Origin of the sequence: Microbulbifer agarilyticus, assembly GCF_019800665.1 — a bacterium.
GTDB lineage: Bacteria > Pseudomonadota > Gammaproteobacteria > Pseudomonadales > Cellvibrionaceae > Microbulbifer > Microbulbifer agarilyticus_C.
This window is the reverse complement of the sequence record NZ_JAHVKO010000008.1, coordinates 77,234-88,500: the sequence shown is the minus strand read 5'-3', so window position 1 is coordinate 88,500 and position 11,267 is coordinate 77,234. Positions and strand designations below refer to the sequence as shown.

Annotated in this window: 8 protein-coding genes; 2 read left to right on the top strand and 6 right to left on the bottom strand. The window is 57.0% G+C overall.

Features of this window, described 5'->3' with window-relative positions:
• Positions 1 to 471: 471 nt before the first annotated feature.
• The 5 genes from KUV22_RS16605 to KUV22_RS16585 all read right to left on the bottom strand — a co-directional run bounded on the left by KUV22_RS16605 (position 472) and on the right by KUV22_RS16585 (position 5,234).
• The gene (locus KUV22_RS16605; RefSeq protein WP_222232898.1) at positions 472 to 1,188 is read right to left on the bottom strand and encodes an outer membrane beta-barrel protein; all 717 of its coding nucleotides are present in this window, start codon (positions 1,186 to 1,188) and stop codon (positions 472 to 474) included.
• A gap of 99 nt (positions 1,189 to 1,287) precedes the next feature.
• Positions 1,288 to 1,917, bottom strand: a complete 630-nt coding sequence (locus tag KUV22_RS16600; RefSeq protein ID WP_224919401.1) for a replication protein P — start codon at positions 1,915 to 1,917, stop codon at positions 1,288 to 1,290.
• Complete coding sequence (locus KUV22_RS16595) at positions 1,853 to 3,193, bottom strand: DnaT-like ssDNA-binding domain-containing protein (RefSeq protein WP_222232897.1); 1,341 nt, start codon at positions 3,191 to 3,193, stop codon at positions 1,853 to 1,855. Before KUV22_RS16595 ends, KUV22_RS16600 begins: the two co-directional genes overlap by 65 nt.
• A gap of 125 nt (positions 3,194 to 3,318) precedes the next feature.
• Positions 3,319 to 4,008 (bottom strand): helix-turn-helix transcriptional regulator, encoded by a 690-nt coding sequence (locus tag KUV22_RS16590; RefSeq protein WP_222232896.1) that lies wholly within the window; start codon positions 4,006 to 4,008, stop codon positions 3,319 to 3,321.
• Positions 4,005 to 5,234, bottom strand: coding sequence for an MFS transporter (locus tag KUV22_RS16585; protein WP_222232895.1), 1,230 nt, complete (start codon positions 5,232 to 5,234; stop codon positions 4,005 to 4,007). The genes KUV22_RS16590 and KUV22_RS16585 overlap by 4 nt, the downstream gene beginning before the upstream one ends.
• A 222-nt stretch (positions 5,235 to 5,456) precedes the next feature.
• On the opposite strand from KUV22_RS16585, the gene KUV22_RS16580 reads away from it, so the two are divergent.
• Positions 5,457 to 7,766 (top strand): heavy metal translocating P-type ATPase, encoded by a 2,310-nt coding sequence (locus tag KUV22_RS16580; protein ID WP_222232904.1) that lies wholly within the window; start codon positions 5,457 to 5,459, stop codon positions 7,764 to 7,766.
• Entirely contained in the window at positions 7,766 to 8,134 is a 369-nt protein-coding gene (locus KUV22_RS16575; protein ID WP_222232894.1) for a cupredoxin domain-containing protein, read from the top strand. The genes KUV22_RS16580 and KUV22_RS16575 overlap by 1 nt, the downstream gene beginning before the upstream one ends.
• Positions 8,135 to 8,158: 24 nt before the next feature.
• Here KUV22_RS16575 and KUV22_RS16570 read toward each other — a convergent pair whose 3' ends face one another.
• The gene (locus KUV22_RS16570; protein WP_222232893.1) at positions 8,159 to 11,260 is read right to left on the bottom strand and encodes an efflux RND transporter permease subunit; all 3,102 of its coding nucleotides are present in this window, start codon (positions 11,258 to 11,260) and stop codon (positions 8,159 to 8,161) included.
• Positions 11,261 to 11,267: the final 7 nt, after the last annotated feature.

Here is an 11,267-nt window from a genome sequence, read left to right as displayed (position 1 = left end):
TTATCCCCAAATCGCAATGATGGTTTTTTAGGCGCCGTCGCAACCCCAGTAACCACGCCACTCCCATCGAATATCCCGTAGTTACCCACAACTCTGTCCAAGGTTTCTGTGTGTAACCGACTGTGCATAACTCGCAAAAAGCGCGATAAATCAGTTATTAACCGATACATCCCCAGAGCTATATCAACAGCGACCGACAAGCTATTTGTGGGGAAAAGAAAGCGCGAGGATTACACACAAAGAAGCGGTACAAGGAGTGATTTAATGATTGGAATCTGCGTGAAGAATTGCGCTTATGCAGTGGAAAAAAGCCGTTGAAAAAATAGCCGAAAACACGAGCCCAGCAACCACGGGGGCCCGCGGTGCTTTTCAGGAGTTATCCCCAATGCTATCCAGTATTTCTGTGCACAAAGGGAAATAACCCACCGCTGTGGATGGAATACTCCCCTGGTCGATGCGTTGGGTTGCCCCTTAGAAGATGACGCTCCAGCCCAATGATGCGGACTCCAACTGGTACTCGCCTCTTGTTGTATCGCCACCTACTTCGGGAAATAGTTCCCACTCGGCGCGAATGGTCCAGCGATCGCGCAGTCGGTAGCTTACCCCGGCTCCGTAGCCCCAGTGGAAGCCACTGGCACTTTCGTTGAACTCGCCCTCCACAGGGAATGTCACGGCCTGCAGGGAACCGTTTTGTAGCTGTACCACCGCCAAGGAATCTCCCCGCTGCAACGAGCGTATCTGGTTAAACCAGAAGCCGCCGCCTATTTTGCCGAATACGCTTATCCCGGACCCGCCCACCGGAAGATGGCTGACGAAAAATGCATTCCCCATACGGGTCGTCACGCGATCTTTTATAAACAGGCTTGGGAACTGTGGATTACTGATGGCGAAGTTCGAAGTGGCGCTGGTGGATTGCCGCAAATCGGCTTCTAGCGCGAAATTCGGACTCCAGCGCCAACCGGCGTAAAGCTTCGCGCCCTCGCCACTGTCACTACAGTTGGAAAATGTCGCGAGTTGGTTGGAGCTATTCAGGCCGCTGACGAACGACTGTGAGTTTCCGCACACATCGTCGAGTGCCGTGCTCTGGATCGCTAGCCCGCCGTAGCGGTGGGAGTAAAAGTCTGCGCTTGCCGGGCTGCTGGCCAGCAATGAAAGGGGTACCACAAGCAGAAAGAGGAGCCTAACCATGGCGATACCTGCTCTGGAGAATGGAAATAGTGTTGTGTAACGCCCCGGAACTTCCTGTCGGGACTCACTGCTACGTGACGACGTAGCAGCTAGATCACATCATATTTTGAGTTGTGCGCGCAATTCCGCCAACTTCTTGGCATTTTCAGCTTTGGACAGCGGCTTGGCCGGCTGGTGCTCTAATTGAACCTGCTGCGGTGCCGGCAGACTCTCGCCGGCGAGCAGGCGCTCACAAACCTTTTTGTAATGACTGGCAAATACCGGGTAGGCGGAGGATTCCGGATTATTGGCGAGGAAGAACCAGTCCGCTGCACGCCCTGCGTGGTACACCGCAGGATGGCTCCACTTCTGGTTGGCCTTGGGGCTCGGGGCATTGCAGGCCTCGCGATAGGCGGCACGGGGGTCTGGCAGACCGTTTTCGCCTTCCGCACAGAGCTGCAGCATCTTGTGTACGGTGGGTAGGTATTCACACTGTTTGATGGCGCGCTTTGCGCCCGCGAGGATCTGCTCCGGTGAGAAGCCGGCAAGAGATTCCAGCCACAACCGCTTGGCGTGGTTCAGGGTCTGCACATCCTGAAAAGCCGAGTTAAATTGATTGTGATAACTCAGCTTGAGCAAACCGAACACCTCGTTAAGTGCCCGCTTGCGTGCTTCCAGTTCGGCGTTACCAGTTTGTGTCTGTGACGATGTCCCAGACTGATGTATCTCTGGTGCGTTGGTTGGCTGCATTCCCGGGCTCTTGTGGCTTGCCATGGTGTTGTCCTATCGCGAACTTGTTGCGCTCGGCCCACTGGTGACGGGCGTGACGTACGAAGACGGAATCCCAGCTTTTACGTGCGGCACCCTGCTCGCGCCAGTAGAGGCGGAATTCCGGTACCAGGCCAAGGGCAAATTCGCGGTCAATTTCACATTGATTCAAGAGGTGGCCAAGGCAGTCACTGGTCGGTTGCCAGTTGCGAGAAATCGGTTTGGCGACCGGGTTTTTCTCGATGCCTTGACAGTAGTATGCCCACTCGGTGCGCGCATACTCGATAAACTGTTCTCCCCAGCGGGCACTGTGTCCACCGCGCTCGAGCCACTTGTAGATAAATTCCGGCAGTAATTCTGACGCAAAACTGGGGTTGATGGCCAATCGACGCAGCTGTTCCCAGGTGTTCTCACTGGGCTGCCAATCCCGCGTCATTGGCTCGGGCTTCCGTTTTTCTATAAACGGTGTGTCCTGCTTCTCCCAGTCCTCGGTTACCCAGTCGTTAAACTCCAGATCCCAGGAAATGGATTGCTTGGCGCTGTTGCGATGGTACTCCACGAAACGCTGCAAACAGCGTTGTACGAAGGTACTGGGGACGCCCTCATCGGAGAGTTTGCGCAGGGTATCTTCCCCCGGCCGCCAGTGGTCGGGCAGGGGTTGCTTGCGACCCTGCGTTGCCCGGTAAGACTCCCACTTGGTCTTTACCAACTTAAGGAATAGGGAACCAAAGGAGTGTCTGCTTTCGCCGCGGTCGCGCCAGTAGGTCACAAACTCTGGCAACTGTTCGCGCACAAAATGTTCCGGCACGCCCAGTTGCGCGATGCGCGCCATGGTTTCCCCATCCGGTTGCCAGCTGGGGGAAATGATATTCGCCGCCCGCTGTACCGGCATAGGCGCTACTGGGGACGGAGCTGGTGAGGTCTGATGTACAGGCAAATTGCTGCGTGCTTGCGCCGCAGGCAGCGCGAATTTCAATACCGCACTACTACCGTAGGGCGCGGCGCCCAACAATAGCGCGCCCTGATTGCGCAGGCTTGTGGATACCCGCTGAATGTCATTGGGCTCCCAGAAAGGCAATAGCTGCTGCAGCTGCTCACCCTCTGCGGTATACCAGTCTCGGCCTGGATGTGACTCAGCCGGCAAAAATGGTATCAGGTCGGTCAAGGCACCAAGCAGCACCGCCTCCTCCAGACCGAGCGTGGCGGCCAGAGTGGGGGATACTACAAGGGGACGTTCCGGAAGCAGGGGGTGTTTCATTCCGCGATGATACCACCCCGGGTCAAGTCACCGGGAGTAGAATTAGGTGTCTGTTTGGTCGGCTTATCGTCGCCTGGCTGGCGTCGTTTTTCGCTGTCGGCAGCCGAGTAGACTGGGCCTTGCGGTTATGCCTGCACCGATATCCGATAGGCGCAACGGCGTGCGCCATCCAGCAGATACTCGCAGCGCTCTACTTTTGCCGTAGGCAGGCATTGCCGAAAGATTTCCAGCTCCGAACGACAGAAGCCCTGGCACTCACGGGCGGCGGCACAGATTGGGCAGTGGTTTTCCAACAGCAGCCAAACCCCGCGCTTTTCCTGTACCGCTTCGGCCATATATCCTTCGCGGCTGCGGATTTCCGCGAGTTTTTTTACCCGTGCGCCGAGGCTTTTACAGCTGGCCAGGGCCGAGCCATATTCGGTCAGGGATTCCTTTTCACGCTGATCGATGAGCGCATTGAGGCCCTGCTCACCAAAAATTTCCCGAACGTTGTCGATCAGTTTGACTGTCAGATCGCTGTGGCGATCGGGAAACCGCTGGTGGGCTTTTTCGGTCAATTCCCAGAAACTGGTGGGGCGGCCAACTTTCTCTGCCTGGTCAAAGCGTGCAAGTAGCCCATCCGTTGCCATACGATTCAGATGCTGGCGCGCACCGACCACTGAGATGTTCAGGTGCTCGGCAATTGTTGTTGCGGACTGGGCGCCACGAGTCTTGAGAAAATAGAGGATTTGCTCGCGAGAATCGCCGCTGTTATCTGCAGGTTTCCCGGTGGTTTGGGCGGTAGTTTCCGCGGCCTTGGACTCAGAAATATTCAACGTGGGATCACCTTCGCCGGCCAGTTAAACGATGCGCGATGGAGTGCCGCGAACCAGACGGCACTAGCAAGGCACAAGGCGCCGCCCAGTACCAGGGTCCATTGGCTCCCCAGTAGTGCAAGCACACTGCCGAGTAGCGCGATAATGGCGTTGGTCAGGCAAAAGTTTGCCGTCAGCAGACCCATCACCTTGCCCTGGCCGTACTGTTCAAAACGCTCGGACATAATTGCCGGGAAGACGCCATTCACGGTGGCGATACTGGCACCAATCAACGCGAACATCACGATAGCGCCCTGGCTGTTTGCAAGAGGCAGTAACGCCAGCAGAACCCCCAGTACCAATGCGCCGTTAAATACTACGGGATTTGCGCCGAAGCGTTTCTTCAACGGCGGCACCGCCAGCGCACTCATGGTAATCATTACCGCCGTAGCGACGACGGTATTCCAAGCGATGTCGTGCGGCGCGTAACCAAACTTCTCCACCAGCCAAAATGGATAAAACTCGTAAAAGGCGTTTACCCCAAGACAAAACAGCAGATTAAACAGCGCCAGAGCGCGAATTGCCGGCTCTCGCCACAGGGTCAGCGAGTTTTCCGAGCGGACGAGTTGCAGAAGATTACCGCTGGCGCGCGCGGACGGCTTGTCCGCGGGCAGAAACAACTGCGCCAGTAGAGCGCAGGCAATTACCGCAGCAGCTCCGGCCCAAAACACCACGGCGGCCCCAAATACCGCCAGATAGCCACCACTCAGCGGCCCGAGCAGCCAGCCAGCGTAGGCGCAGGACATTGCCAGTGACAAAGCACGGGTGCGGTCGATAACTGGATGGAGGTCTGCAGCCATGGCACGGGCAATGGCGATGTTGCCCTCACACAAGCCGGTGACAAAGCGCGCGGCGATGAACAGCATAAAGTTTTGCCAGCTCAGTGCGAGTGCAGCCAATACGTAGCCCGCAGCCGCCAGAATCAAGGTGAGCACGAGAGTGCGGCGACGCCCAAACTGGTCGGACAGCGCGCCCAGAACGCTGCTGCCGATCAACAGGCCGATGGGAAATACGGCCAGTGCGACACCGAGTAGCAGTTTTGGTGGCAGCCCCATAAAGTGGGTGAGCTCAGTAGCCGGCCCATCGAGAAACAGTGGCGCGAGTACCGGGTACGGGAGCGCGATACCGGCGGAGCCGATCAGGGTGACCAGCATCACGGTGATCAGCGTGGTCTTTGCGTTGTTCATGGATGCCCCAAATAAATAACGAATTTGTTTTTTTATTAAGGTAGCAGCATTCGCCAATAAAATAAGTATATGCTTTTTTATTGTGGTGATAGCGCTGCTCAATATGGCCTGTGTACGCCTGCCCGGCTTGCCCTTACCCCGGGGGTAAGCTTTTAGTATGCCCAGCTACATTGATTGAGAGATCGACGATTAAGAGATCGACACAGGGAGAAACGCGTGGGAATCACGAAGGATGGCGCCGCGGCAAACAAGACGGCTGCCGCGTCCCAGACATTCCAGCTACACGGTGTGAGCTGCGCCGGGTGTGTGCGCAAGATAGAAAAAGCACTGGAAGGCGTTACTGGAGTAGACGAAGCCCGGGTAAACCTGGCTGATAAAACTCTGGTGATACAGGGCAGCGCCGAAACGGCTGCCTGTGTCCGTGCCGTGGAATCCGCCGGTTACGGTGCCGAGCCGGTCCAGGCCAGTGCCAGGGTGCTGCGCGAACAACAGCGCGAGGAGGAGCAGCGCCACTATCACCATCTGCTGTGGCGGGCCGCGATTGCGCTGGGGCTCGGTATCCCGCTGATGGTATGGGGGCTGGTCACCGGTGAGATGGGTGTGAACAACACCTTTCAGCAACTTGCCTGGGGCAGTGTGGGCCTGGTTACGCTGGCGGTACTGGTGTTTTGTGGTGGCCATTTCTACACGGGCGCCTGGCAGGCATTTCGTCATCATTCCGCCACCATGGATACCCTTGTTGCACTGGGCACCGGCACCGCCTGGCTATTTTCCATGTTGGTTGTACTGCTGCCACAGGTATTGCCGGAGAGCGCGCGGCACGTGTATTTCGAGGCCAGCGCAATGATTATTGGCCTGATCAACCTGGGGCAGGCACTGGAAGTACGCGCGCGTGGCCGCACCGGCGCGGCCGTGGAAAAATTGCTGCAGCTGCAAGACAGCAGTGCCCGGGTACTGCGCGATGGCGCAGAGCTGGATATTCCTATCGAGCAGGTGCGCGTGGGCGACAAACTGCGCGTACGCCCCGGGGAAAAAATCTCCGTTGATGGACGTGTGGTCGATGGTAGCAGCCTGGTAGATGAATCCATGCTCACCGGCGAACCGGTCCCGGTGAAAAAATCTGCGGGCGACCTACTGACCGCCGGCACTCTGAATAAGAACGGAAGCCTGCTGTTTGCGGCGGAAAAAGTCGGCGCCGATACCCGTCTGGCGCAAATCATTCAGATGGTAAAAAACGCCCAGAGCTCTCGGGTACCCATTGCGCGTCTCGCGGACACCATTTCCGCGATCTTTGTGCCTGCGGTAATGATCATTGCCGTCGTCGCCGCATTGGTCTGGTTCAACTGGGGGCCAGACCCGAAAGTGGCGCATATGCTGGTGGTGCTGACCTCGGTACTGATTATTGCCTGCCCCTGTGCCCTCGGCTTGGCTACCCCCATGTCGGTGATGGTGGGGGTGGGCAAGGGCGCGGAAAATGGCGTACTGGTACGCAACGGCAAAGCACTGCAGCAGGCCACGGATCTAAACGCATTGTTGGTGGACAAAACCGGAACGCTAACCGAAGGCGCGCCCAGGCTCACCGACATCGAAAGCCGCGGCAATGCCGGTGCGCTCCTGCAAAAGCTGGCAAGTTTGGAGAGTCACTCCGAGCACCCGCTGGCGGAGGCAATTGTCACTGCGGCAAAACAAAAGCCACTTTCTCTTAGCCCGGTTACTGACTTTGAGGCAATCACCGCCCACGGTGTAAAAGGAAATGTGGACGGCACCACTATTCTGCTCGGCAACAGCAAGCTGATGCAGCGCGAAGGCGTGGCAATCGACGAGTGGCAACAGAAATCCGAAGTCCTCTCCAGGCAGGGCAAGACCGCGATGTACGCGGCCGTGGATGGCGAGCTTGCCGGTGTGATCGCGGTGGCCGACCCGATTCGTGAAGATGCGGCTGCGGCGGTACAACGCCTCAAACAACTGGGGCTGCGTATAGAAATGCTCACCGGTGACAATGCCGCTACCGCAAACGCCGTTGCCAAACAGCTGGGTATTGAGCATGTGCATGCGGAGTTGTTGCCGGAAGACAAGGAAAAAATTGTCGTTGCGCAGCAAAAAGAAGGTGCCAAGGTGGGTATGGCGGGCGATGGCATTAACGATGCCCCGGCGCTGGCGCGGGCCGATGTGGGCTTTGCCATTGGCGCCGGGACCGATGTGGCCATCGAATCGGCGGATATCACGCTGATGCGCTCTTCGCTGCACGGGGTCGCCGATGCAGTGGAATTATCCCGCGCAACTCTACGCAACATTAAACAGAATTTGTTCGGCGCGTTTATCTATAACACGCTGGGTATTCCTATTGCCGCAGGTGTGCTTTATCCGATAACCGGCATGTTATTGAGCCCGGTGATTGCCGGCGCGGCGATGGCTTTCTCTTCGGTGACCGTGGTGACGAATGCCAACCGCCTGCGCCTGTTTAAGCCAACACGCGTTGCAGCAAAACAGGTTGAACACACGAATAATTCCATCGGCGAGGGAGATAGCTAATGGCAACGTTGCTGATTAACTTGCTAGGACTGATCGCTATCGCAGCAATCGTATGGTGGTTCTGGATTGCCCCAAGAAAACAACGTTTGGCCGCTATCGGCGCGGATGCGCAGATGCAGGTGCTGGTCAAGGATGGGGTCTATTCACCCGACCGTATCCGGGTGCCGGCGAATGAGAAAACCGTGCTGCATTTTTTGCGTGAGGATCCCAGTCCCTGCGCGGAATGGGTGCTGTTCCCCGATCTTGAGGTGAGCGCACAGTTGGGGGTGGATCAGTTAACCGAGATAGTCGTGCACCCCAAACAAGCCGGGGAATATCCGTTCCACTGCCAGATGCAAATGTATCGCGGCACACTCATTGTTGAGTGAGCCGCGAACTCGATGCGGAATGCGTTATGCAGGCTCCGGCTCTTTGCGTTCGATCACCGGGTTGGCATTAGGCTGTACTTCCACCATCACCTCGTCTGCACGCACCTTGTGGAAAATGGCATAGAACACCGGTACCGCAATCAGCGTCAGCACCGTTGCGAAGCTCAGACCGCCAATGATGGTCGCGGCCATATCCGCAAAGAAGGCATCAAACAATAGGGGCGACATACCGAGAATAGTGGTAACCGCGGCGAGGAATACCGGGCGCAAACGACTGACACTCGCCTGCTGGATCGCGGTCAGGCGTGGCAGGCCGGCATGCGTCTGGACTTCAATTTCGTCCACCAGTACCACGGCATTTTTAATCAGCATGCCCGACAAGCTGAGCACCCCGAGCAGGGACATAAAGCCGAACGGCAAGCCGCTTACCAGCAGGCCGACCACCACCCCTACCAGGCTCATGGGTACCACCAGCCAAATAATAATGGGCTCTTTGACGGTACCGAACAGCAGCACCGTAATCACGATCATTACCAGGAAACTGAGTGGTAGACGCGCACCGAGGTTTTCCTGGGCATCGCCGGATTGCTCGAACACACCGCCGATTTCTATGCGGTAGCCCGGTGGCAGGGAAAGGTCTTCGTACCCATCCAGAATCTGCGCGGATGCGGCCATGGCATTCATACCCGCGGGTGCGTCGCCACTAATGGTAATCGTCGGGATACGATTGCGGCGGTGAATCAGGCCGTCTTCCGCCGTGGTTTCAAATTTTTCCACCAGTTGTCCCGCGGGAATATAGTCGCGCTGGTTTGCACTCCATACTAACCGGTCTTCCAGAGATCCGACCTGGTTGCGATCGGCCTCCGGCAGGCGAGCAACGACCGGAATAATACGGTCGCCACTTTCAATACTACCGAGCCGGTAGCCGGAAGTGGCAAACTGAATCGTGCGACTGATATCCGCACTGGTGACACCGGCAACCCGTGCGCGCTCATCAAGGATATGTGCGCGAATTACCGGTTCGCGCCCGCGCCAGTCGTGGTTGACGTTATCCAGCCCTTTTTCGAGGAAAATGGGTTTGATCTGTTCGGCGAGTGCACGCAACACCGCATGGTCCGGTCCGGAGATCCGTACCTGCACATCCGGTACATTGCCGGGCCCGAAGGCCAGGCGTTTGAAGGTGATCAACGCTTCCGGGTGCTGCTCGCGCAGTGCCAGCTTCGCACTTTCGATCAATTGCGGGATCTGTTCGCGGTCATGGGTACGCACAATCAGCTGACCGTAGGCAGCGTTGGGCGCATCCGGGGCGTAGGTCAGCATAAAGCGGTCGGCGCCGCGCCCGGTGACCGCGGTCACCCACTCCACTTCCTTCTGCGCTTCAAAATACTCACCGGCTTCCTGTAGCGCACGGTCGGTGCGATTGATATCGCTGCCTTGCGGCATGTGATAATTCACAAAGAACATCGGTGTATTGGAGCTGGGGAAAAAGCTCTGCTTAACGAAGCCGAAGGCAAAATAACTGGTCGCGGTTACCGCAACCAGTATGGCAACGGTGATACGGCGGTGGGCCAGCGCACGCGACAGCACGCCTTCATACATGCGATAGAACCTGCCGTTGTACAGGTCATCGCTAGTGGTTTCCCCACTGGGTTTGAATAAATGGTTGCCCACAAACGGGGTGATGGTTACCGCCAGTACCCAGCTCAGCAGCAACGAGATGCCAATCACCGCAAACAGTGAGAATAGGAATTCACCAGTGCTGTCCGGAGACAGGCCAATACCCGAGAACGCCATGATGCCGATAATGGTGGCGCCCAGTAATGGCCAGAATGCCTGGCGCACGATGCGGGCGGCGGCACTTTTCGGCTGCTGGTTTTTCTGGACGCCGATCAGCATCCCTTCCGCAACTACGATGGCGTTATCCACTAGCATACCCATGGCGATAATCAGGGCGCCTAGGGAAATCCGCTGCAGGTTGATCTCAAACAGGTTCATAAACAGCAGGGTGCCGAGTACCGTCAAGCCGAGAACGGTGCCCACCACCACGCCAGAGCGCCAGCCCATAAACAGGCACAGCACAAAAATCACAATAGCCACGGAAGACAGCAGGTTGAACAGGAAACCGTCCACACTCTCTTCCACTACCGTATGCTGTGCATACACTGGGTGCAGCTCCACACCCAGCGGCAGGCCCTGCTTCAATTGCGCAAGCTTCGCTTCCACCGCTTTGCCCACGTCCACAATATTGGTGTCCAGATTGCCGGCGACACCGATCAGGATTGCGGGCTGGCCATTGAAGCGGGCAATAAAGCTCGGGCTTTCATCGTAGGCGAGAGAAACGTCGGCTACGTCCTGCACCGCGAGCAGGGCGGTGGAGCCGGGTACGCCGAACAGAATATTGCGCACCGAATCCAGATCGGTTGCCTGACTGTTGACGGTAATGCGGGTGCGCAGGTCGCGGTCGCCGACTTCGCCGGATTGCTCGGTGCTGGTTTCCGAGGTGATTACCTGAGACAAATCGTCGAGGGAAAATCCGAGCTGTGCCAATCGGGTTTCATCCACATCGAGATAGGCGACTTCATCGATCACGCCAGAACGGGAAACGCGCGCGACGCCGTCCACCGCGAGTAGTTCGCGACGTACAACCTTGGAAATATCGCGCATTTCCGATGGAGTAAAGTTTTCCCCCGTCATCGCAAAATAGATACCGTACACATCGCCAAAGTCGTCGTTCACGACGGGAGGCAGCGCACCTTTGGGCAGTGAAGCACGGGCGTCACTCACCTTGCGACGCAGTTCATCCCATATTTGTGGCAGGTCTTCGGAAAGGTATTCATCCTTGATTTCAACATTGATTTCCGAAAGCCCGGTACGAGATGTTGAGGTAATGCGCTTGAGTTGCGCCATCTGCTGGATGGCGATTTCAAGTTTTTCCGTAACTTCTTCTTCTACCTGGCGCGCACTTGCACCCGGGTAAGTGGTGAATACCCGCGCCTGCTTAATGGTGAATGCGGGGTCTTCCAGACGGCCTATATCAGACAGGCCCCAGAGACCACCCAGTAAGAAAATGAGGATCAGGGTCCAACTGTAAACCGGACGCTCAATAAATAAATCAGATATCTTCACGAAGCTC